Here is a 22,793-nt window from a genome sequence, read left to right as displayed (position 1 = left end):
GTCATTGAAGCCATGGAGCTATAACCGCTCTCCAGACAATGCCACAGATAACTCAAATCGTGATTCCCGTAGCACCAGGCTGTTTCCGGAAATGCTTTTGCAAACCGAATAGCCTCATCATAAGTTTCTTCATAAAGTCCGACATTATATTGCTTGTCCCAATCATCAGGGATGTCCATCAGACATACCGCTCGATCAGCAATTCCCTGATGCATAAGAGCTGTAGCCTGTTTAAACATCTGCGGTTTAAGATGAACATCAGGAATTACTAATATCTTCATACCATCATACCTTCTTATACTATTCTACTGGATATATCACCCTTTGTCCGGATATCTTCCAACTGATACCGCATTTGCAATGTCTTAATCCAATGAACTGCTGTTTCATAGCACCACCACAGACAGGACATCGTTTTGCTTTTGATCTCATCGCTTCTTAGTAAAGCTTTGCGCCTGCAGGAATCTCATCGCTTACCATGCTCAAGTTAAGCTTCTCTTCTCCATTTACCTGAGGTACAGCTGATCAAGATGCCGAAGCGATGACACAGCCGAACGTTCTGGCAAACAAAACTTTCTGCACATCATCGGGGTAGAATTTGACCCAAAACATTACAAAGGAAAGTGACCCTGTACGACAAAAACATTATACAACAAAAAACACTGATTGGTAGACTTCATCAATATTTTTTTCTACAAATATTTTTATATTATATCATCCACACATGAAATCAAATACATAGCACTGTAAAATCAAAGTAAATATTTCGATCAACAGAACCTTTTATGACAACATCTCTTTCACACAAGTACTTCGATAATCACTTGGTGATATTTTATATCTTTCTTTAAATACTCGGTTAAACGTTCTCTGACTTTCAAATCCACTATCCAGACAAATATTTGTAATAGAATCACTCGTATTTTCCAAACGATGGCATGCATAGTTCAGCCTTGCATCGTTAAGATATTGATTAAAGTTTCTATGGAATGTTTTGGAAAAGAGTCTGGATAAAACATATTTGCTCACGCCCAGGTCTTTTGCCATCTCTTCCAGAGAAAACTTCTTCTTAAAATTTGCTGATATATAGGAAACTGTCTGGTAAATAAGATCATTGCTCCCCACACTGCTCTTTTCTACCAAATTTAATTTTCCTATGCAGCGTGCCAACACAATTTGAAGATATGCCTGTGCAACAGTAATATCCGACTGTTCTGTCTCTAAAATTGCATTTATAGCCCTATATACCTCCGGTTCAACCTTTTCCGCTTTGATGATTGGGTATTCAGGAGCCATGGATTGCATGATATCTGCAAATTTAGCTATCGTAAATGGCGATGCGATCAGATAAGTCGCTTTATTTACACCGGGTGTCAGTACCTGATAGTGATGAATAACATCTGGAAATACAAAGCCTATATCTCCTTTTTCCATATGGTATAGTTCCTGTCCGACACCAAGTTCTAATGCTCCACTTGTTACACAAACGATCTCCAGTGCATTATGAAGATGTGGTTCAATATGTTTTGACTTCCTATTTATTGCTATAATCTCCTCTTTTGTGTCAACATATTTTAACTGCATGAAATACTCCCCTTTGCAACATTTGTCTATATCTTCTTTCGATTTGGCAAGCAATCCTTTTACACCTATCTTATAATCAACTTGTAAATAAGGAAAGGAGGAATTGCAAATGAGCAACCTAAAAAAATATCTGAATGACCTTTTAGTATTCTACACTGAATATTTTGAGCATCCTTACCATGTATAAATACTAAAAGGACTATTTTGTGAAAACTGAATATTTTCTTAAGGCCATTTCACAAAAATGAAGTGGTCCTTTTTTATTTTCAAAATACAGTTCTATCACTTTATATATAGAAAAAAGCACTGTCTCATCGAGCAACGACCAGACAACGCTTTCTCCTGTCAATTCTAATTTATGTCTAATGCATCCGTTACTTCATCTGCAGCAATTCCTTTTTCTGCTTTCAGTTTTTTATTTGCATCTTCTACATTCATTCTTGAAAGTGCAAACATAATCAATACATCAAAGATTAACGGAAGCCAAAGATACATGAACTGCATCATATCAAGTGCAGACTGTGGCTGAGTTGCATTTGTTCCGACATATCCACTGAACTCAAGCATCCATCCAACAACAGCGGTTCCAATACCTCCACCGATTTTTACACCAAGAGAAGTACAAGAGTACATCGTTCCGTCAATTCTCTTTCCCTGCGTAAGATAAGTGTATTCAGAGCAAGATGCGATAACTGCATTCATATCTCCCTGCCATGGTCCCTGACCTAAGGCTGCAAGAGCTGTAAATGCCATCATCAGCGGAACACTGCCCATATATCCGGCAACAACAACAAGTGCTCTACCGATGACTGCTAAGACGTAACCTCTTAAGTTCAGTTTATACATACCTTTCCACTTACCAACTAATGTCGGTGTGAAAATCAGGGCAATGATCAGTGGAATATTTACTGCCCATGCAAATTGTCCAAACAAATTCTTATTTTTCAGTACCCATGTCATGTAATAAATGCCAGCTCCAATCATGGCACCATATAACTGCTGTAAAATATATGTTCCACAAATCATCATGTAATATTTGTTTTTAACAAGAAGCTTGAATGCCTGTACCATTCCGTACTTTTCATTATCATTCTTTACTTCTCCTTCATTAAGTTCTTCCTCCGGAAGTTCCTTAACAGAAAGTGCTGAAATCGTATTTACGACCAGACCAATGATTGCATAGATAATAGCAACCGTTCTCCATGCCGCAGCATCTCCACCACATTTATCTACAAATCCAACTGTAATCGCCTGAATCAGAAGACTTGTTGAAAATGCAAAAATAAAACGGTAAGATCCCATCTGTACACGCTCTTTGCTGTTCTTTGTAATCAGTGACGTAAGTGCTGAATAAGCAATATTGTTTGCTGTATAAAACACACCATTTAACAGTGTATAAGAAATAAAGAACCATGCATATTTAGCCGTTGTTCCAAAGCTGACTGGTACTGCAAAGCAGCAGACCAGCGTAATGGCACAACCAATGTATCCGTATAGCATCCAGGGTTTCGCTTTTCCCATTTTACTGTGTGTTTTGTCAATCATTGATCCAAAAAATATATCCGTAAAACCATCAAATAGTTTTGATACGGCAATCAGGGTACCCACGACACCTGCAGCAAGTCCTACCGAGTCCGTCAGATAGACCATCATAAAAGATGTCAGGAACGCATAGACTACATTACCTGCAACATCACCTGATCCGTATCCAATTTTGTTATACCATTTCAAATACTTTTTTTCTTCCATCGAATTTCTTTGCTCCTCATCTTCATCACACTTAGAATCTCAATATGTCTAACCGTATGATGTCTAATTCTAATTTTTTCTCTGTTTTTGTCTGATTGCTCTGTATATCCGGACTTTACATTGCAATCAGACTATCCTTCTTTGTTTACGGGTTACATGAAACTTTATTATCCCTTTACATACGGTATCAGCGTAAACTGGAACCGGAATAATACATCATCAAATCGGTACTGATCTAATACAACTGGACCACAACTATTAGAACCAATGCCATTTAATGCGTAGTCAACACAGAATACTACACTATCTGATTCTATTAATTCATAATTATGCGTTTTCTTCTCAAGTTCTTCCTGTGTATAATAAGAAGCATTGAATGAAAATGCCTTTTCTGCGGATGCCACAATTCCATATCGGCTGTTGTTAAGCTCTACATATTCACAATCATAATGGCTTCCATTTTCCTGTGGACGGATATAGTCCTCATGTAAATCCCCTACATCTGCCCGGTACAAACCGTGGCTCGCAGCCTGATGTTTATCACAATAACTTTCCTGTGGTCCCATTCCAAAGTATCTTACAGCTGAAAGTTTTTTATCCAGGAACATCCTCACACCAAATCTCGGAAGATCCGGGAATTCATCGTCTTTTGTTACTGCAATATCTGCATCAATCTTTCCAGCAGCTTCTATTTTCCATGTAATCGTCACATCAAGAATCTTCTGTACTGTCTCTGCCACAACGGAAGCATGGCTTGTAATCTTCACACCATGTTTTCCCTGCACAACCTCTGTCGTATAGGCTCTTGTGTAAGCCTTATCATAGTGGGCTTTCTTCCATTCAGACTTGATGTACATATCGTTATCTGTTGGAGCTCTCCAAATATTTAATTCCATCGGATGGTTCAAGTATTCCCGCCCTGCGAATTTCATCTCTGTAAAGAGTGCAGTACGTTTGTCTATGGTATAAGCAAATTCACGCCCCTTGATATGAATCTGTGTATCATTTTCATTTACCTGTAATTCAGAGTCCACTACTGTTTTTGGTATCCATTTCTCTGCAAGTTTACATTTTGTATCCTCTTTACTTACCTCAATTTCATCAAATCCAAGAATATGGTCTTCATCCAACAGTGGCAATTCTTTTTTCAGATGGTAAATAAGTTTTAAATAACATTTCCCATTCTCTGGAACATTGATCTTCAGGTTTGTTTTTCCTTCCCCGTGTGGTGCCACAGAAAACTCCGGAAGTATGCCTTTGCTGATCACAAGACCATCCTGTGTCAGCTCATAACTAATCTTCACATAATCTTTCAAGTCATCAAAATCCATGTAGTTATGAAGCACCAGTTCTCCGCTTTCTTTGTTATAGGAAATAACTCTTGCCGGGCGATAAACATTCTTGTATTCCAAAAGTCCTGTATGTACCGTTCTGTCCGGATATACTAATCCATCCATACAGAAGTTGCCATCATGAATTTCTTCGCCATGGTCGCCCCCATAAGCATATATAGTCTTTCCATTCTCAGCAGTTCCATGAGCAATCGCATGGTCACACCATTCCCAGACAAAGCCGCCGCACATTTTATCATTATCCTGAATCATCTGGAAGTAATCTTCAAAATCTCCAGGTCCGTTTCCCATGCTGTGACAGTACTCTACCAAAAGGAAGGGTTTGCTTCCATCTTTATCCAGATATTCCTGAATTTCGGAAAGCGCCGGGTACATCCGGCTGTACACATCCAGATTGCTGTAATCATATGTTTCATCATAATTACGGTATCTTGCACTCTCATATTGTGTGATGCGGTCTGGATCAAAATTCTTTGTCCATTCCAGTGCTTTTTCAAAGTTGCAGCCATAAGCACTCTCATTTCCCATTGACCACATAACAATACAGAAACGGTTTTTGTCACGCTCCACCATGAGTTTTACGCGATCAACGATTGCTTCTTCCCATGCCGGATCATCTGCAATCATCTCATTCCATCGTTTGAACCGATTGTAATCGGTGTCTTCTTTTCTGTAGATCATAAATGGACCATGAGCTTCAATATCTGCTTCATCTATCACCATGAATCCATACTTGTCACACATTTCATAGAAAAATGGTGCGTTCGGATAGTGGCTGGAACGGATCGCATTAAAATTATGCTGCTTCATTAACGTAAGATCGGTTGTGAGCTGTTCCAGACTGATTGTAAATCCAGTAACCGGATCGGAATCATGTCGATTGACACCACGGAATTTAATCTTCTGTCCATTTAGGTAAATGACCTGGTCTTTAATCTCTATCTTTCTTAATGCAATGTGATCTACAATTACTTCATTCTCTGTTTCAAGAATCAGTTTATATAGATATGGATTTTCTGTATTCCAAAGTTCCGGACTTGCAATTTCTAATACAGCTGTTCCTTCTTCAGCAATACTTCCTAGTGCTACAACTGCTCCGTTTCTATCTTCAATCGAAATTTTTACATTTAAGGGAAAGTAGAATTTCATTTCAATTTCTACTTTCGCAAGCATATCCTCAATTCTTGTTTTAATATGATAATCACTGATTGCCTGTTTTGGGCGTTTCAAAATGTACACATCCCGGAAAATACCACTCATACGGAATTTGTCCTGATCTTCCAAATAGGAACCATCACACCATTTCATTACCAACACTGCCACCGTATTCGTTCCATCCTGAAGTACATCGGTAACATCAAACTCACTGGTCATATGTGAAACCTGGCTGTATCCTATGTAAGAGCCATTGATCCATACATAAAAGCAGCTGTCTACTCCTTCAAAGTTCAAAAAAGCTTTTGATGCTTTCTCATCTCTGCTGTACTCAAAATTATGTACATAAGCTCCACACGGAATATCCTGTGGCACATATGGTGGATCAAACGGAAACGGATACCGGATGTTTGTATACTGGTGTGTATCATATCCTGCCATCTGCCATACACTTGGAACCTGAATCTCATCAAAATTTTCTGTATCATAATTCTTCTCAAAGAAAGAATCCTGAATGTCATAGATGCTGTTAAAATACTGGAATTTCCAAGTTCCATTCAATAACTGCATACGATCTGATTCTTCTCTGTGTTCCACCAAGTTATCCATTCTTTTGGATGCCGGAATATAATAGGCTCTGGCTGGCATTGTGTTTTCGTGCAGTACGCTTAGATTTTCATAATAACGTGGTACGATCATAAATAACTCTCCTCCAATACATATACTTTTTTGTTCTTTGTTTCCCTAAAGCAAACCTTATACTTTACTTTTTTGTTTACGTTCCTTAGTTATGCTATATATATAGCTTATCCTAATCCGCAAAATATGTCTATAAATTGGATTAGACAAAATATGCACTAAATGATACAATGATAAAAAGTGCGAAAAGAGGTGCTGTCCTATGTACTTGAACACCGGTTATTTGAACCACTCACATATGGATTTCAAAGACAAAAGTCGTCCGCTGATTGTAGGTAGCTGTGGTACTTACCGTCTTTCCAGACATCCCAAACTTCCTACCTACCGTCCAAGGGGTCGTCTGGATTATCAGATTATATATATCACTGCTGGTTGTGGGCATTTTCATTTTGATAATGTAAATAACGAAACGATTGTTCCAGCCGGCAACATTGTACTGTACAGACCGAAAGAACTTCAGAAATATGAATATTACGGAGAAGATAAGGCAGAAGTATACTGGATTCACTTCACAGGAAGCAATGTGAAAAATATCTTACGTCAATATGGGTTTCCGGATAAAGAACGTGTCTTTCAAGTGGGTACATCTAATGAATATGAACAAATTTTCAAACGTATCATTATCGAGCTCCAACGCTGTCAAGACAATTATGAGGAAATGCTTGTCCTTTTGCTACGTCATCTTCTGATCAGTTTCCACCGGGAACTGACAAGAGAGCACATATTAAAAAATGAATATCTTGATCATGAGATGGATAATGCTGTTACCTTTTTCAGTGAAAACTACAATCAAAATATCAATATTGATGATTATGCTGCCTCACGAGGCATGAGTGTCAGCTGGTTTATCCGAAATTTCAAAAAATATACCGGTTCTACACCAATGCAATTTATTGTGGGAATCCGCATCAACAATGCTCAGATGTTACTTGAAACAACAACTTATTCCATCAATGAGATTTCTAAGATTATCGGATATGATAACCAGCTTTATTTCAGTCGGCTTTTTCACAAGTTGAAAGGATATTCGCCGAGAGAATACCGAAAGCTGAGAAACAAATTCTGAAATCCACAAAGAGGATACCACCGAATTATCAAAACAATGATTTGTGATATCCTCTTCTCACTTTTGCTATTCTTATTTTACAAACTCAGCCGAATAATAATACATATACTCATTATCTGTATCTATGTATTCTCCTGTAATGTCCTGTATCGGCAACGAACTCACTCCTTGTTCGCCATAGATCAGTGCTGCCAATCCTTGCTCTGTTCCGTACTCTATCGTGCTTTTGTTCTCTATAGAGGTCGCAGATCTTCCATAATATTCTCTGTTTGCAACACCTTTCAAGATTGGCGTTTCTGTCATATATTTTGAATATTCATCTGCTACAATAAGCTTTGCAGTAAAATTATCAAAATCCGGAGTGATGACGATCAATCCATTTTTTGCAGATTTCACGTCCTCATAGGAAAGTTCCAAAACTCGTTTATGAGAAACTCGTTTTCCAGAATGATATTCTGACAAGTAAACGTATAATGCTTGAAATGTATCTTTTGAATTGTATCGAAACATCATGGTTCCATCAATTCCGGACAACAATTCAGCCGTTTTCATTTCTACACTATCCGGATCTACTGCTTCTATATAATTTTGTGGTTGCCGCAATTTATTACATACCATGATTCCAAGAGTAATAGCAAATACTCCCACAGCAATAAGAAGTACAGCAATAATCTTCTTTAAATAACGCTGTTTATGACTACTATCTTTTGATATCTGTATCAGTGTATCTTCCGATTTTTTTTCTACATTAGTTACCTCAATATCTTCACCTGCCAAAAATTCATTTAGACTGATGCCTAATATTTCACATAATTCTAAATACACAGACACATCTGGTAAACAAATCCCACGTTCCCATTTGGAAACTGACTTATCACTCTTACCCAGTTTCTCAGCAAGCTGTTTTTGAGTCATACCAAGTTTTTTTCTTTTTTCTGCAATATAGCTTCCGATTTTCACAAGGTCCATAAATACTTCCCCCTTTCAGAATTATAGTATCTATTTTGTCCCAAAAAGTACACCCCTTAATGGTAGAATCGTATTATATAGGCAGAATCTCATCCAATTTCATAAAATAAAAAGGACGCTGTATGCTCTCGTTTCTTTCGGGGCTGCAGCGTCTTTTCTGCTTTCACGGCTCGCGCAGACCGCAGGGCAGTCAAACAGATTTTTCAGCAGACATAGTTTAAGCCCGATCGATTGTTTTTTCTCTCGACCGGGCTTTTAATGAATTTCCAGTAATTTCATTTTATACACCTACTGCTTTCATTGATTTCGGGGTATTTCGTTATGTTCCTTTTGGACCGTACCTCCTGGATTTTTTTGTTTTTATTTTTTCCCTATGGGCCTCTGCCTTTCATTGGAATCATCTCCTTTAGGTTCTATATGTAAACTCTTCAGAGATTTTTTTGATGTTCAGATTAACTATGCCATTGGACTGTACCTCTTACTTTCTTAGATTTCGTCTTGATGTTTCTTTTTCGTTTTTATTTTTGTTCTCTTTTCTTTTGTTGATCTTATATTAACTCATCTTCTCCATTTTGTCAATACTTTCTTTTAATTTATTTTACATTTTATTATTTTCAGAATATTATGACATCAAGATCGAAAGATCAGAAACCTGATGCAGTCTCACTTACAAAGAGGCGGCCGCAGGCTTTCGCAAAATTCAACCCCCGGCTTTTTTTGACCCACCGCAGGGCGATCCTGCTCCCTCCGGAACTCCACAGAATCTTCTTTCCAAAAGAGTAGAACGAAAGACTCCGCTGTCTTTGCCTTTCGCAAAGTCCAGCGGAGCATTTTTCCCATATTCTTTCTTCTCTTCCTAATTTTTTATTTGCAGAGTTCTTCGGCCAGTGCTCGATCTCTTTTACGTTCTCTTCCTTCACAGCGGACATTACTTTTACATTATTCTCTGTCCAGGTGATATTTTTGCTCTTCTCAAACATGCCCTTCATCACTTTTGCTGCGGTCGGTGCCCAGCTTCCGTTTTCGATCAGACCGATGGTGCGGTTCTGGAAGCTGCGCTCTGTCAGACGGTTGATGAATCCTGCATGAACGGGTAAATGCCTGCATTGTAGGTCAGCGTTGCGAGAACCAGCTACTGTAACGGAAAGCATCCGCTACGGCGGCGGACATATCGTCTCTTGCCAGATCGTAAATAACAACATTCGGACAGCCTTTTTCTTTCAGCTTAGCCGCAAGCAATTCGGCAGCTTTTTTTGTATTGCCGTAAACAGAAGTATAGGCAACCACAACGCCCTCTTCTTCCGGACGATAAGAAGACCAGATATCGTATTTTTCAATGTAGTGGCCAAGATTTTCCGTCAAAACCGGACCGTGCAGGGAACAGATTTTCCGGATATCCAGCGTACCTGCTACTTTCAGGAGCTTCTGTACCTGCAAACCGTATTTTCCGACAATACCGATAAAATAACGGCGTGCTTCGTCATCCCATGGTTCCTCGCGGTCGAGTGCACCGAATTTTCCAAAACCGTCTGCTGCGAACAGAACCTTGTCCGTGCTGTCGTATGTAACCATAACCTCCGGCCAGTGTACCATCGGAGCGAACACGAAGGTCAGAACGTGTTTTCCGAGCGTAAGGGACTCACCGTCCTTTACTTCCAGTTTCCTTCCGGCGAGATCCATCTTTTGGAAAAAGTTTTTCATCATGGCAAAGGTTTTTGTGTTTGCAACAACGGTTGCTTCCGGATATGCTTTTACGAAGTTTTCAATATTCGCAGAGTGATCCGGCTCCATATGCTGTACGATCAGGTAATCCGGTTTTCTGCCATCCAGTGCTTTCGCAACATTTGCCAGCCATTCATCCGCAAAGTTTGCATCTACGGTATCCATAACTGCCGTTTTTTCATCGAGAATTACGTAAGAATTGTATGCCATGCCGTTCGGCACTCTGTACTGACCTTCAAAAAGGTCTACCTGATGATCGTTGACTCCCGCGTAGATAATATCCTCTGTAATCTTCATAAAAATCCATATCCTTTCCATCTTGTTTTTTCCTGCCCGGAACCTGCTCCGAACCGTATATTTTTATATTATCCTATGATGGAGAAAAAAGCAAGTAAAATAGTAAAGATTACTATTTTTACTTGCTCTCCTCCGTTTACACACACGATATCCCTTTTCCACAGCTTGCAAATCATCACAATACTTCTATTTTACAGGCATGTTCTTTTGTTTCTTTATCATAACTGATTCCAAACGCCAGTATGCGCCCGGTATATCGTTCCCTTTCCGCCATCTTTCCCTTGAACCGCAAAGCATATTCTTTCTCTTTAATCTGCGCAATCGCTTCTTCCGGTGTATGATCTACCATAAGTTCCGTTCATAACAGTTCTGTATTTATCGTATGGTTCCCTGCTGTTTAAAAACTGTCCCATGTTTTACGGCCTCCTTCTTATGCTACATGTGCTTTCAGAATCTTTCTGTGCTTGATTTTGTGAGATGCTTTTCCGTCAGTCACAAAAGCAAGTGCAGAAAGATTTTAAGAGTACATGCTGATACTATGAGTATAGTCTTTTTCTGTGGGAGGCGCAAGAATGGAATCCCGTTTCTCACTTCTTATTTATTTTCCGGGAAAACAATCTCTTTCTCTGGTACGCCTTCTGATTTGATGACGTAGCCGTCAACATCATCAAAATGAATCTTGTACTGATATTCGCTTTCACGTCCCTCTTTTGCGTCATCGGCATCAGCGTAATAGGTAAGGCGAATTTCGAAAGTATTTTTGTTTCCTTCGCGCCAGGACTCATCGCCGATCAGCCAGTCGTTTTCGAGGTTTTTGTTTCTTTTCAGCAGCACCTCGGCGTACTGCTGTGCGCCGCTCCAGATTCCTGTGTTTTTGTACCGGTTCTGCATGGTGTTCTGATACTGCCACAGTGTTACAAACATGATCGTCGCCATAATTGCCGTGAAAAGAACGGTTTTGTATTTCTTTTCTTTTTTCTGTCTCTGCCGGCGGATACATCGAATGGTTCCGATCATCATCATTACCAGAACAAACAGATACCACAGGGTCCAGAAGATCTGCTCTTTTCGTTCCAGACCGCCGGGAATGAATTCTGCCAGCTGATCGCCCCAGACGAAATTTACCAGGGATGCCAGAATGCCGATAGACAGAATGGATGCTGCCCCATAGACTTTCCGGCTTTCTTCATCATCGAGGTTCTGGAAGAAATACCACAGCGATACAAACGCTGCTGCCACCAGACCGCCTAGAATCAGGCCGCCGCCCACGTTTACGATCTTTGCCGCCCACGCTGCCGCTGCCACACCGATCACCAGAAATCCCGCGATCACGTTTGCGTTCCGGTCCTGTTTTTTCTGCTGCCTTGAAATATCACCTGCGTTCTGCAGCATTTCGGCCACCTCCTTCTGAGTATACTGAATTTCCGGCGCCGCCTCTTCCTTCGCCTTCTCCTGCCGTTCGGAGCGCATCAGTTCCAGCACAGAAATCCCAAGTGCCTGAGCCAGCGGCTCAATCGTCTGGATATCGGGAAAGCCAAGTCCGGTATCACATAGTTAAAGATATTGGTGTCATTTAATCAATTTTGCCGATAAAGCGGTAGAAGATTTCTACCTCCTGTTCCCGGCTTCCGTCTCACCTTTGACCGCTTCATGGACAACGATTTTTTCAATCAGCGTATTCAAAAGTTCGGCGGTCAGTTCTGTTGGATTGACGCACTCTTTCATCAAGGCAATCCATTTTTCTGCGTCTGCGGCGTTCTGGCTTTCAGTGGCGATAGCGGATTGAAGCTGTTCAATCTTTGTGTCCAGTTCAGCCTGTTCGCTCTGGTACTTCCCGGACAGCATAGAGAAGTTGTATTCTGTGATACGCCCCGCCGCCCAGTCCTCATACATCCGGGCAAACAGGGTATCGACTTCGGCTTTCCGCTTCTCCGCTTTGTTCAACTCTGCGGCTTGCTTCTTTCTTGCGGCGGCCTGTCCCTTGTCATTGGCATTTAACAGCCGCTTCAAAAGCCGTTCTTCATCATGCTGTACCAGCCTCGACCAGTATTGCAGACGGGAGAGGACATAGGCGTAAAGCACATCATAGCGGATATAATGCATGGAGCATTGGCGTGTGCCCTGTCCGTACTTGCTACAATGATAATGGCCGTAAGGCTTGCTGTTCTGCCTGTTCTCCCCATAGGACAGCGACCAGCCGCAATCCGCACATTTTACCAATCCGGAAAAAATCTGCGTCGTACCATCCTTGCACTTTCTGCGGCGGTTTGCTATCTGCTCCTGTACCTGCCGGAAAACCTGTTCGCTGATAATCGGCTCCTGCGTGTTCTCTACCCGCACCCATTCACTTTGGGGCTTGCGTATCCTCCGCTTGTTCTTAAAGGAAATGTTTGTTTCCCGGTAGTGGATGGTATGGCCGATATAGGTTTCGTCTTTCATAATGCTCTTGACCTGGGCTATCGTCCATGCGTAGCTTTTTTCCTCTGGCGCACCCGCATAGATGTTTGCAAAAGTCCCGTCACGCTGGAAATTGATAAATCCCGGTGTGGGAACCTTTTCCATAATCAGTATTCTTGTGATACTGGCCGCCCCTCTGCCATGAATGGCAAGGTCAAAAATCTTCTCCACTATCCAGCGGGTTTCCTCGTCGATTATCAGCTTGTTTTTGATTTCCGGGTGTTTCCTGTACCCGATGGGAGCATAGGCACCGATACGCTGTCCTGTGGCAAACTTCGCTTTGAAAGCGGCCTTTACCTTGCGGCTCGTATCTTTCGCAAACCATTCATTAAACAGGTTTTTGAACGGGACAAAATCGGAAAGCCCTTTCTCTGTGTCCTCATTCTCCGCAACGGCGATGTAGCGCACCCGTTTTTCCGGGAACAGAAATTCCAGATAGTAGTCCATCATCACATGTTCCCGCCCGAAACGGGAAAGGTCTTTCGTGACAATGCAGTTTACTTTTCCGGCTTCCACATCGTCCATCATGCGCTGAAAATCCGGGCGTTCAAAGTTCGTCCCCGACCAGCCATCGTCCACATACTCACCGACTACATGAAGTCCCTGTTCCTTTGCGTACTGTTGCAGGATTGTCCGCTGTGTTTCAATGCTTACGCTGTCACCATAGTTTTCATCGTCCCGGCTTAATCTCATATAAAGCGCCGTGTTGTAAATCGTAGTATTGTAAGGTTGTTTCACCGTTAAAAATCCTCCTTCTTAAAGAAACAACCCACGCTTACAATACTTTTGCTCTATGGCAATTATATCATAAGCGTGGGCGTGTTATCAATGATGGGCTATCAGGTTGAAGCGGCTTTTTCTGCGGTATGCCGCACCACATCTACAATCAGATCACCGAGGGGCTTCCCGCCTGCGGCGAAGTGTTCGGAGATTTTTATACGGTTGTTCCCACATACAAAATACTGCGTGCCGTTCTCTGTTTGTATGACCTGCCCTGTCCGGGGCGTAAAAATATCGCTTTCGCTTTTTGCCATCCAGTGTCCTCCATATTCAGTTTTCAAGGTACAATGCCGCACAGGGGCGGCGAAAATTTCTGCTTATATCTATCACCTTTCCTTTACTGTGTGCCGCTGCTGCCGTTTCACCTGCGCCAGCACTTCCGGCGGGATACGGTCAACGAAATTGCGGAGATTGTGTAATTCGCTTTCCAGCGTTGCCCGTTCCATGCGGTCTTTCATCTTGCCTTGCTCACTGGCCTTTGCCCTTGCTTCCAGCTTTTTGTTTTCTTCCAGCAGGTCATTGATTGTGACCTTGTACTTTTTCAACTGCCCGGAGAAGTTCTCCATCTGCGGGAACCACTTTTTCAGCATGGAGAGGGCTTCCTCTTTTTTCTTTCCGGCGTTCAGCGGGTTAATGCCGTCAAGGGCGGCTTCAATGGCTCTGGCCTGTTTGGAGAGGGAAACCGCCTGTTTGAAAAGCCGGGTGGGGATATGCTTCCGGCCTGTCTTGCTGGCACTCTCCCCACGCTCCAAGTCGGGATATTTCTCCACCATATAGGCGTGAAAATCGTCCTGCCACTTCGTCAGGTTTGCCCGGTTGCCGATAATCTCCTTAGCGCACAGGCGGTTGTCCTTTGTCAGCGGAACAAAGGTCAAATGCAGGTGGGGCGTTTTCTCGTCCATGTGTACCACCGCCGACACGATATTTTCCCGTCCTACCCGGCCAATGAGGAAATCTGCCGCCCTTTGGAAGAACGCCTGTATCTCCTTTGGGGATTTCCCCTTGAAAAACTCCGGGCTGGCGGTTATCAGCGTATCGACAAACCGTGTACTGTCTTTCCTTGTCCGGCATCCGGCCTGCTCGATACGGCTCTGAATGAAGTGGTAATAGCGTCCCTCCGGCTTGACGATATAGAAATTGTATTTGCTCCGGCTTGTGTCAATGTCGGGGTTGCTGGCGTATTGTTCTTTCTGTCTTTCGTGATGGGCTTCCAGCGGCCTTGCCGGGTTGCCTTATGCTTCTCAAACCGCAAAATTGCGTGTTGTGCCATTCTGCTCCTTTCCCCATTCCTTTCCTATCCGGGGTTTTCCACAGGGAAAATCCCGCCGGAATTATCTCTGATACGATAGGAATGGAATGGATATAAATAAATCATTTTAATCTTTGTATTTCTATATACCGTCTGGTTTTCGTACTTCTCAAGATTGATTTCCGCACTTCATAAGTACGGTTTTCAGTCCTCCGGCGTACCAGAACGGGATTTCTTGAAGTCGGTGTTTGGAACCACTTCATAGGATTTTGGGAAAATGCGGTTGGGCTTTCCACAGCCCTGCTTCTGGATTTCCACCAGTCCGGCGTATTGCAGTTCCCGCAGGGTGTTCACCGCTTTCTGCCGCCCACAGTGGAGCAGGTCAACCACTTCACAGATGGGGTAATACAGGAAAATCCGTCCGCAGTCATCCGCCCACCCATTCTTGCGGGATAACTCTGTCCGGCGCAGGATAAAGGCGTACAGAACCTTTGCCTCGTTGGACAGGGGCTTGAATGTAGGGGCTTCAAAGAGGAAATTGGGGAGCCGGGTGAAGCTGAACGCCTTTTCCGGCTGATGGATATAGATGGTATTTGTCATAGTGCGTTTTGTGGACGGTTAAAAGCCCGTTTTCCGGGGCGGACGATACTTTATACCACCTGCCCCGGTTTGGGGCTTGCGGAGCCTGATAAATCAAGGCTTTTTTCGCTCCTAACTGTCCACAGCAGACCTCCTTTTCCGTTCACTTTCTGTTTTCTGCCGCCTGTGAACTCTGACGGCACAGCCGGGGCAGTATTTTGCCCGGTTGGATTTGGGGACGAACACGCCGCCGCAGACCGCACAGCATTTCAAGTCCTTATCTCGGAAAATCTCCGCTTCCAGCGTTCCGTCCAGCGGCAAGACCGCCCAGCGGAACCACTTACAGCAGACCGAGAAAGAAATCGTCTGCGGGCAGGTGCAGGTGTCCCCATCATCAAGGACAATGCAGTTGCCGTCCTCACAGCAACAACACTCCCGGCGTATCAGGCTGGCCGCCTGTTTTCTCTGCGCCGGTGTCATGCGGTAAAGGGAACCGTCCGGCCTGCGTTCCAGTGGCGGCAAGTCTTTATAGGGGTTATCTATCATGCGTTCCCTCCATCTTGTTTTCCGTTGCCGTTTTCCCCGAAAGGATTTCCAGCTTTGGCACGCTCCCCATACTTCGGGACATTTTGTCCCGAAGTCCGGCTCCTTGCGGTGCTTCCCCAGCCGGGGTATCCCTTTTCGGACGGTCATTCTGTTTTCAAGGTGCTGTCCATCGATGAACTACCCTAAGTCTACACCTAAATGACCGCCCGTCCCGTATATCCGAAAGGTAGGAAATTGGCCTAAAAAACAGGCTATTTCCACGCTTTCGGAATTGTGGTATAATAAACATAAAAATTGGCTTTCAAGCATAGGAGGACAATAATCTATGAAAATCGGAATTTTATGTGCGGGTGACGAAGAACTCGCCCCATTTTTGCCCTTGATAAGCAACTGTAAGATAACGGAAAAAGCTATGCTGAAATTCCATGCTGGACAGATTGATAGTGTAGAAGTTGTCGCCCTGTTTTCCGGCGTGTGCAAAGTAAATGCCGCCATAGCCGCTCAGCTTTTGATAGATGTATTTTGCGTGGATATAATTATCAATTCAGGGACAGCGGGCGGTATGGAGCCAGAACTTGAAATATTCGATACAGTTATCTCCACAGAAGTTTGTTACCACGATGTAGCGCCAGACATTTTAACGGAATTTCATCCGTGGATGAATTCTGTGTTTTTTGTGGCAGACCCAAAGCTGATAGATATGTCAAAGTCTGCTGTTGACAAGCTTTCAACTTCTGGAAAGGTAGTTTGGGGCCGTATGGTAACGGGAGAATCGTTTATAACCGATGAGAGCCGGCAAAAAATAAACGATGAATTTGCTCCCTTGACGGTTGACATGGAAACTGCCAGTATCGCTCATGTCTGCTATGCAAATGACATACCGTTTATCGCCATTCGGTGTGTGACCGATACTGAAAAACACAGCGGAGTTGATAATTTTGACAAAAACTGTGCAAAAGCATCAAGTATTGCCAAAGATATTACGGTTGCTTTATTAAGAGAAATCAAAAAGTCGTGGTAAGATTGGATGATATTTTAGAACAGAGGACAGAGGGAGGGAGAGTATGGCCCTAACTATTCAAGAACGACTAAAAGACCTGCGTGTGGAGCGCGGCTTGACGCTGGAACAGCTTGCGGAGCAGACCCACCTCTCCAAGTCTGCTTTAGGCAGTTATGAGGGGGACAACTTCAAGGACATCAGCCACTATGCCCTTATCAAGCTGGCAAAGTTTTACGGCGTGACCGCCGACTATCTGCTGGGCCGTTCTCAAACAAGAAATCACCCAAACGCCGATCTTGCAGACCTGCATTTGAGTGATGATATGATTGAACTATTGAAAAGCGGGCTGGTGGACAATTCTCTTTTGTGTGAACTGGCGACCCACCCGGATTTTCCCCGGCTCATGGCCGACCTTGAAATCTATGTGAACGGCGTAGCGGGAAAGCAGGTGCAGAGCGCAAACGCCATTGTGGACGCTGTGAGTGCAACGATTATGAAACAGCACAATCCCGGCTTGACTGACCCGCAGTTAAGGCAGCTTATCGCCGCCCATATTGACGACGACAGCTTTTGCCGCTATGTGATACAGCAGGATATAAACAAGATAGCCCTCGACCTGCGGGAAGCCCATAAGGACGATTTTTTCAGTGTCCCGGAGGACAACCCACTGGAAGATTTCTTGCAGACCGCAGAGGAAACCACCAGCCCGGACAGCGACCCGGAGCAGGCGGCTATGATGTTTATCTGCAAGCGGCTCAAACTGAATTATAAGAAGCTGTCCGAGGAAGAAAAGAAGTGGCTGAAAAAGATTGCACAGAAGTCGGACTTGCTGAAAAATCCAAAGCCACAGCGAGGACGGAAGTAAGAGAATAATAAATCAGATTATATGGAGGTATTGGTTATGAAAAAATGGTTACTGATAATTTCAGCGACTGTTATTTGCGTTGCTGCCGCTTTTTTATATTTCTTTAGTTTAACTCCCAAAGGAGATACCATTACCAGCAGAGAAAGCATACTGAACACCGCAATTTCAAAGGGGAATGAATGGACTATTGCAAAAGAACTGGAACTTGGCGGTTATATCGTGAGTGGAGCATATAGTGCAGATAATAAATCTACACTTGCCATCTTTGAACCAACAGGAAATGGAGATTACAAATTTAGTACATCAACAAACCGAAATAGTGATGAGATTATTGTTGGTGGCGTTGCAATAAACGGAGAATGGTATGATTTAATTTGGTTTAATGGTGCTAAAACAGAGTATGCCGAAATCACTTATACAATAAATGGACAAGTGCAAGATACATTGAGATACAGCACAGATGATATGGATATTATCTCAATTAAAAACCCAGAAAAAGAGTATTCCATTCATGTGGTTTACTATGACAATGATGGAAATAAGTACGAATAAATTGTTTTTCATCGAGAAAATAGCAAAGCCAGCCGAGCCAGTCAACGGTCAAGATGAACGGCGCATTTCATGCGCCGCCGTTGACAGTCCCGCCCGTCTTTGCTAAAGGGTAATCAAGGCGGGAAAGCCCTAAAATGGTTTCACACCTATTTCAATAATTGGAGGAGATAAAAATGAGATCAGAAAAGGAAGTTTATGATATTGTTTTGAATTTTGCAAAAACAGACAAACGCATTCGCATGGTTACTTTGGAAGGATCTAGAACAAATACAAATATTCCGCCTGATGATTTTCAGGATTTTGATATTACTTTTTTTGTTACGGATATGGACAGCTTCACAAGTGATGATAAATGGCTAGATATATTTGGTGAAAGGTTGATTCTGCAAAAGCCGGAAGATATGGAATTATTTCCAGCTGTAGAAAAGGGATTTTCATATTTAATGCTGTTTACTGATGATGTTAAGATAGATTTAACTTTGCTGCCGCTGGAACTGATAGACGAGTATTTTACATGGGATAAACTGGTAAAGTTACTGTTGGATAAAGACAACCGTATCGTAAAGCCGCCAATACCAACGGATATAGACTACCACTTGCAGAAGCCTACTCAAAGAATGTTTGACGATTGCTGTAATGAATTTTGGAATACTACAACATATGTAGTAAAGGGCTTATGCCGCAAAGAAATTCTTTTTGCTATTGACCATATGAATGATATAGTACGAAAAGAATTGCTTCGCATGATTTCCTGGCTGATTGGTATCAAACAGGGATTTCATTTCAGTTTGGGAAAAAACTATAAATTTATGAAGCAATATGCCCCAGAGGAATTGTGGGAACGACTTATGTCCACTTATAATATGGATTCCTATCCCCATATGTGGGAATCCTTTGAACAATGTATGGCATTGTTCCGGGAGGTTTCGTCAGAAGTGGCATGCCAGTTGGATTACCAGTATCCACTATATGATGAAAAAATCAGTAATTATGTGATTCGGCAAAAGAAAAAATATGGCATTGAAGATGATAACAAATAAAATTTTTTCAATCGAAAAAATTTATTTTGATTATTCAATTTTGAAAAACTGAATACCTCAAAATCAGAAAGAGCGCGGACAAGCACTTTGAGGGATTGACCGCCTTGTCCACCCATTCAGTGGGACGGCGGGCGGCGGTCAAGGCCGGGTGTAAACCCGTTCATTTCAGCCTTGACGGTTACCCGCTGTCCTGTTACTTTTCCGGGAGTGTAGCCACAACTTCGGGACACTTTGTCCACAAGTCGGAGCGTAGGACGATGAACGGGGGCTTTCATATACGCCCTGTCTGCTGTTGAAACCAGACCTGCGCTTACGGCTCCACGCCACACAAGCACAGCCCTGTTTTCCTGCCGCTTCAAATGCCCTTGCCCTCCCCGGCGGCAACGGCATTTTCACGGCAACGCCGACAGAGCGTATAACACACTACACTTTGCTTCGCAAAGTCGTGTGCCAAATGGGGGCGTTGCCCCCTTTGGAAACCCCCACAAGGAAAGGCGGTACGCTACCCCTCCACGGGGCGCATACCGCCTTTTCTTGTTATCCAGCCCTCCGGCTGTATCGGTTGAGCAAAAGTCAGCGTGGGAATGGTGTGGTATCTTTATCTAAGTGAAACCCCCCGCTCCCACCGGCTGACGGCTTTATCCGTCACATGAATCTTTTCCGCAAGCTCTGCCTGCGTCATCTTTTTCTCTTTTCGCATTCCGGCAATAAACCGCCCGAACTCTTTCGCTTCCACGTCGTGTCCCTTCCTCCTGCTGTTCCCGCACCGCCTCATGTTGCCCAGCGGAGCGTTTTTACAGTCTCAGAATAGGCGAAAATAGGCTGTTTTGTCAATCTACGAATCCTTTACCTGCGTTTTTACGCCAAAAAATCCCCGATTCAGCACAAAAGTGCCAAATCAGGGATCTTGTATTTTCCTGTATTTACAGCCCGATCATATTTGCAAACAATACGATCAGCGGAATGGCAATGATGGTTCTCTCCAGAAAGATCACCAGCAGTTTCCAGAAAGTGAACCTCACATGACTAAAGTCACGTGCTTCAAACCGCTTTAGGCGGCAGACAAAATATCGGCGGATACGCCTGTTTCTTAGATCTTGCGCGGATACGCGCTTCTTCCATGCCGGATACGGCAGGTCTCCACATAACAGGTAGTCCACGGTATATCTGCCTGTGTTTATGCTACTTTTTGCAGTTCCATTTCTGAAATTAAGTCTCTCAAATCCGCATAAACACATGAGGTTCTACGCTTTACTGCAGGAACTTTTGCCTCCAGCAAAGACCTTTCCGTTGCCGGTAAGGGTTTTAAATTTTCACGGATAAAATATCTTGCTCCAATATTGTACGATGCAGATAAATCACAATTATATCTCTTTCCATTCTGAAAGGTACACAGACGGTGATCCTGTATATCACGGTCAATTTTTCCAGATCCGTCAAACGCAAGCCTGCTCGTATTCCATGCACAGATTCGGGAAATCCGTATTCCTTTTCTATGTGCCTGCTGTCCGCATCGTTTCTGGATATCCCGTTTTCTCCACATCTGCAGTTTCTGCTTTTTCTTCCCGGAAAGTTTTCCTTTCATCTCCAGATATTCGAAAACAATCACATCTGCCCTATTTTCTGATGCATAGAAAACGATTTCCCTGGCAATCTTTTTACCAAGTTCTGTATTCAGACGTTTTGCATATGCCCATCTTCCCTGCACCTGGCGGGATCCATGCTCTCTCTGAAATCTTCGGATCCGTCCCAGCACACGGTACATCCGGTCTTTGTCACTGGGAAAGTTAATAAACTTTCTCCCCAGGATAGTTCCGTCTGGACGCATGATGGTACAGACTGCATCCGTATTGATGCCGAGATCCACACTGCAGATCGTTTGTTCTTTGACGGGTGTCCGGTTTAAAGCTACCTCTTCCGCATACGTAAAACGCAGAAAATATTTGTCGTGCTTTTTCTCCAACATTGGTGCCGAAGCTTTTTTGCCCGACCAGTGTTTTCTTAAATATTCCATATCCGTATGTTTCAGCCGCACAGCAAACCATTTCCAGTCATGGCCATCGTACAGTTTTAAAAAGGCCGCATCTTTCTCTTCTGTGTTTTCACGGTACATGACATCGTGGTAAAAAACAGGCATGGCATACTGCTCACTTTTCAGATACGGCTTTCCTGTTTTCTGTCCCTCTGCTTTCCACTGTTCCAGACGCGTCCGATAAGAAGATACACTCCCAAGCGCATGCTGGACTGCCGCCCGTCTGAAATAGGATGGCATCTTGGGAAAGCAGAAATCAAAATCAAACCGGGCCGGATTCCGTTTCGTTGTATGCACCAGATGTTCCGCTGCATTGAAACGTTTCTTACTTTCCTCAATTTTGACCAGTTCTTCCCATACAGATTCATACACTTCGACCAGATAGCGGACAGCAGAACGGTAAATCTCCAGTGTCTGGCGGATTGGAATATTCTGTTTTCGTAATTCTACACCATAACTGGATATGATTTTCATTCGCTTTTTCCTCCGGGTTTTAACGGGATTTTTCCTTCTGCCCTTCTATGTAAGCAAATACCTGTTCACGGCTCCGGTCACTGACCGTTACAGCACAATAAGACGGATTCCACAAATGCCCTCCCCACAACTCTTTCTTTAGCTCTGGATACAAAAGGAACATCTGGCGCGCAAGATTCCCCTTCATGATTTTGATCATGTCTGAAATATAAAACTGTGGTCGACAATCTACAAGCAGATGAATATGATCCGGCATAACCTCCATAGCCAGGATTTGAAATTTATATTCCTGTGCAAGACTTTCCAGCATTTCTTTGCATTCCACATCAATTCCATCTTTTAAAACCTTTTTTCTATACTTGGTACACCAGACCAGATGATACTGCAGAGAGTACACATATCCTCTACCATATGAAAGATCATTTTTATTAATTGTAAACATATCTTTTCCCATAAAAACATTATACCATATACATAGGAATATATCAAACATTTGTTCTCATTTTTATCAAAAATCTTGCGCGTCTAACTCATCACTACTACAATATATTTATGGGTAATCCCCTTACTTCCAGTAAGGATTTATCCATCTCATTACTTAAACTGTTAGAATGTAGGATGCAATG

The 22,793-nt window shown here is 42.9% G+C and carries 21 protein-coding genes and 3 pseudogenes; 5 read left to right on the top strand and 19 right to left on the bottom strand.

Features of this window, described 5'->3' with window-relative positions; all coding sequences use genetic code 11:
* The 5 genes from DW965_RS16470 to DW965_RS16445 all read right to left on the bottom strand — a co-directional run.
* Window positions 1–281: metallophosphoesterase (locus DW965_RS16470; RefSeq protein ID WP_147398808.1), on the bottom strand; the 281-nt coding region annotated here is incomplete at its 3' end.
* 244 nt (window positions 282–525) lie between these two features.
* A complete protein-coding gene (locus tag DW965_RS22690) occupies window positions 526–612 on the bottom strand; it encodes a helix-turn-helix domain-containing protein (RefSeq protein ID WP_117762139.1) in 87 nt (28 codons plus the stop codon).
* Window positions 613–783: 171 nt separating this feature from the next.
* A complete protein-coding gene (locus tag DW965_RS16455) occupies window positions 784–1,584 on the bottom strand; it encodes a helix-turn-helix domain-containing protein (RefSeq protein WP_055227849.1) in 801 nt (266 codons plus the stop codon).
* Window positions 1,585–1,935: 351 nt separating this feature from the next.
* Entirely contained in the window at window positions 1,936–3,333 is a 1,398-nt protein-coding gene (locus tag DW965_RS16450; protein ID WP_055227850.1) for an MFS transporter, read from the bottom strand.
* A 167-nt stretch (window positions 3,334–3,500) separates the two neighbouring features.
* Complete coding sequence (locus tag DW965_RS16445) at window positions 3,501–6,539, bottom strand: glycoside hydrolase family 2 TIM barrel-domain containing protein (protein ID WP_117762138.1); 3,039 nt, start codon at window positions 6,537–6,539, stop codon at window positions 3,501–3,503.
* Window positions 6,540–6,741: 202 nt separating this feature from the next.
* Between DW965_RS16445 and DW965_RS16440 the strand changes: the two genes are divergently transcribed.
* Window positions 6,742–7,605, top strand: coding sequence for an AraC family transcriptional regulator (locus DW965_RS16440; protein WP_117762137.1), 864 nt, complete (start codon window positions 6,742–6,744; stop codon window positions 7,603–7,605).
* Between the two features lie 72 nt (window positions 7,606–7,677).
* On the opposite strand, the gene DW965_RS16435 is transcribed toward DW965_RS16440, so the two are convergent.
* The 9 genes and pseudogenes from DW965_RS16435 to DW965_RS16395 form a co-directional block, all read right to left on the bottom strand.
* Window positions 7,678–8,574, bottom strand: coding sequence for a helix-turn-helix domain-containing protein (locus DW965_RS16435; protein ID WP_117762136.1), 897 nt, complete (start codon window positions 8,572–8,574; stop codon window positions 7,678–7,680).
* Between the two features lie 867 nt (window positions 8,575–9,441).
* Window positions 9,442–10,593: pseudogene (locus tag DW965_RS16430) on the bottom strand (FprA family A-type flavoprotein); the annotation flags it as partial.
* A 175-nt stretch (window positions 10,594–10,768) separates the two neighbouring features.
* Window positions 10,769–10,942: a hypothetical protein gene (locus tag DW965_RS16425; RefSeq protein WP_330418113.1), complete on the bottom strand. Its 174-nt coding sequence runs from the start codon at window positions 10,940–10,942 to the stop codon at window positions 10,769–10,771.
* 245 nt (window positions 10,943–11,187) lie between these two features.
* On the bottom strand, window positions 11,188–12,075 hold the full coding sequence (locus tag DW965_RS16420; RefSeq protein ID WP_199681678.1) for a hypothetical protein: 888 nt from the start codon (window positions 12,073–12,075) through the stop codon (window positions 11,188–11,190).
* A gap of 91 nt (window positions 12,076–12,166) precedes the next feature.
* A pseudogene (locus DW965_RS16415) lies at window positions 12,167–13,743 on the bottom strand (DUF4368 domain-containing protein).
* Window positions 13,744–13,889: 146 nt separating this feature from the next.
* Entirely contained in the window at window positions 13,890–14,084 is a 195-nt protein-coding gene (locus DW965_RS16410; protein ID WP_015536347.1) for a hypothetical protein, read from the bottom strand.
* A 72-nt stretch (window positions 14,085–14,156) separates the two neighbouring features.
* A pseudogene (gene mobV / locus DW965_RS16405) lies at window positions 14,157–15,100 on the bottom strand (MobV family relaxase).
* Window positions 15,101–15,283: 183 nt separating this feature from the next.
* Window positions 15,284–15,679 (bottom strand): replication initiator protein A, encoded by a 396-nt coding sequence (locus DW965_RS16400; RefSeq protein ID WP_117762117.1) that lies wholly within the window; start codon window positions 15,677–15,679, stop codon window positions 15,284–15,286.
* Window positions 15,680–15,790: 111 nt separating this feature from the next.
* Complete coding sequence (locus DW965_RS16395) at window positions 15,791–16,204, bottom strand: cysteine-rich VLP domain-containing protein (RefSeq protein WP_117762116.1); 414 nt, start codon at window positions 16,202–16,204, stop codon at window positions 15,791–15,793.
* A 325-nt stretch (window positions 16,205–16,529) separates the two neighbouring features.
* On the opposite strand from DW965_RS16395, the gene DW965_RS16390 reads away from it, so the two are divergent.
* From DW965_RS16390 to ant(6), 4 genes are all read left to right on the top strand, one after another.
* Window positions 16,530–17,225, top strand: a complete 696-nt coding sequence (locus DW965_RS16390) for a 5'-methylthioadenosine/adenosylhomocysteine nucleosidase (protein ID WP_006426512.1) — start codon at window positions 16,530–16,532, stop codon at window positions 17,223–17,225.
* A 43-nt stretch (window positions 17,226–17,268) separates the two neighbouring features.
* Window positions 17,269–18,069, top strand: a complete 801-nt coding sequence (locus DW965_RS16385; protein ID WP_117762115.1) for a helix-turn-helix domain-containing protein — start codon at window positions 17,269–17,271, stop codon at window positions 18,067–18,069.
* A 36-nt stretch (window positions 18,070–18,105) separates the two neighbouring features.
* Window positions 18,106–18,621: a hypothetical protein gene (locus tag DW965_RS16380; protein WP_015541387.1), complete on the top strand. Its 516-nt coding sequence runs from the start codon at window positions 18,106–18,108 to the stop codon at window positions 18,619–18,621.
* A 173-nt stretch (window positions 18,622–18,794) separates the two neighbouring features.
* Window positions 18,795–19,661: an aminoglycoside 6-adenylyltransferase gene (gene ant(6), locus DW965_RS16375; protein ID WP_006426509.1), complete on the top strand. Its 867-nt coding sequence runs from the start codon at window positions 18,795–18,797 to the stop codon at window positions 19,659–19,661.
* A gap of 116 nt (window positions 19,662–19,777) precedes the next feature.
* Here ant(6) and DW965_RS20170 read toward each other — a convergent pair whose 3' ends face one another.
* The 5 genes from DW965_RS20170 to tnpA all read right to left on the bottom strand — a co-directional run bounded on the left by DW965_RS20170 (window position 19,778) and on the right by tnpA (window position 22,621).
* Window positions 19,778–20,020, bottom strand: a complete 243-nt coding sequence (locus DW965_RS20170) for a hypothetical protein (protein WP_044919546.1) — start codon at window positions 20,018–20,020, stop codon at window positions 19,778–19,780.
* 239 nt (window positions 20,021–20,259) lie between these two features.
* Window positions 20,260–20,397 (bottom strand): helix-turn-helix domain-containing protein, encoded by a 138-nt coding sequence (locus tag DW965_RS16360; RefSeq protein WP_117762114.1) that lies wholly within the window; start codon window positions 20,395–20,397, stop codon window positions 20,260–20,262.
* Window positions 20,398–20,584: 187 nt separating this feature from the next.
* Complete coding sequence (locus DW965_RS16355) at window positions 20,585–20,821, bottom strand: hypothetical protein (RefSeq protein ID WP_117762113.1); 237 nt, start codon at window positions 20,819–20,821, stop codon at window positions 20,585–20,587.
* Window positions 20,822–20,838: 17 nt separating this feature from the next.
* On the bottom strand, window positions 20,839–22,167 hold the full coding sequence (locus DW965_RS16350) for an IS200/IS605 family element transposase accessory protein TnpB (RefSeq protein WP_119198615.1): 1,329 nt from the start codon (window positions 22,165–22,167) through the stop codon (window positions 20,839–20,841).
* Between the two features lie 19 nt (window positions 22,168–22,186).
* Complete coding sequence (gene tnpA / locus DW965_RS16345; RefSeq protein WP_117762303.1) at window positions 22,187–22,621, bottom strand: IS200/IS605 family transposase; 435 nt, start codon at window positions 22,619–22,621, stop codon at window positions 22,187–22,189.
* Between the last annotated feature and the right edge of the window lie 172 nt (window positions 22,622–22,793).

This window comes from Blautia sp. AM47-4 (assembly GCF_003479865.1).
GTDB lineage: Bacteria > Bacillota > Clostridia > Lachnospirales > Lachnospiraceae > Fusicatenibacter > Fusicatenibacter saccharivorans.
Note: the sequence above shows the minus strand (reverse complement) of the source record. Positions and strands in the feature narration are given on the sequence as shown.

Bases quoted from the DNA above. Each gene is read 5' to 3' on its own strand.
- DW965_RS22690 (WP_117762139.1), bottom strand. From the start codon at position 612: ATGTTTTGGGTCAAATTCTACCCCGATGATGTGCAGAAAGTTTTGTTT.
- DW965_RS16455 (WP_055227849.1), bottom strand. From the start codon at position 1,584: ATGCAGTTAAAATATGTTGACACAAAAGAGGAGATTATAGCAATAAAT.
- DW965_RS16450 (WP_055227850.1), bottom strand. From the start codon at position 3,333: ATGGAAGAAAAAAAGTATTTGAAATGGTATAACAAAATTGGATACGGA.
- DW965_RS16445 (WP_117762138.1), bottom strand. From the start codon at position 6,539: ATGATCGTACCACGTTATTATGAAAATCTAAGCGTACTGCACGAAAAC.
- DW965_RS16440 (WP_117762137.1), top strand. From the start codon at position 6,742: ATGTACTTGAACACCGGTTATTTGAACCACTCACATATGGATTTCAAA.
- DW965_RS16435 (WP_117762136.1), bottom strand. From the start codon at position 8,574: ATGGACCTTGTGAAAATCGGAAGCTATATTGCAGAAAAAAGAAAAAAA.
- DW965_RS16425 (WP_330418113.1), bottom strand. From the start codon at position 10,942: ATGGTAGATCATACACCGGAAGAAGCGATTGCGCAGATTAAAGAGAAA.
- DW965_RS16410 (WP_015536347.1), bottom strand. From the start codon at position 14,084: ATGGCAAAAAGCGAAAGCGATATTTTTACGCCCCGGACAGGGCAGGTC.
- DW965_RS16400 (WP_117762117.1), bottom strand. From the start codon at position 15,679: ATGACAAATACCATCTATATCCATCAGCCGGAAAAGGCGTTCAGCTTC.
- DW965_RS16395 (WP_117762116.1), bottom strand. From the start codon at position 16,204: ATGATAGATAACCCCTATAAAGACTTGCCGCCACTGGAACGCAGGCCG.
- DW965_RS16390 (WP_006426512.1), top strand. From the start codon at position 16,530: ATGAAAATCGGAATTTTATGTGCGGGTGACGAAGAACTCGCCCCATTT.
- DW965_RS16385 (WP_117762115.1), top strand. From the start codon at position 17,269: ATGGCCCTAACTATTCAAGAACGACTAAAAGACCTGCGTGTGGAGCGC.
- DW965_RS16380 (WP_015541387.1), top strand. From the start codon at position 18,106: ATGAAAAAATGGTTACTGATAATTTCAGCGACTGTTATTTGCGTTGCT.
- DW965_RS16350 (WP_119198615.1), bottom strand. From the start codon at position 22,167: ATGAAAATCATATCCAGTTATGGTGTAGAATTACGAAAACAGAATATT.
- tnpA (WP_117762303.1), bottom strand. From the start codon at position 22,621: ATGGGAAAAGATATGTTTACAATTAATAAAAATGATCTTTCATATGGT.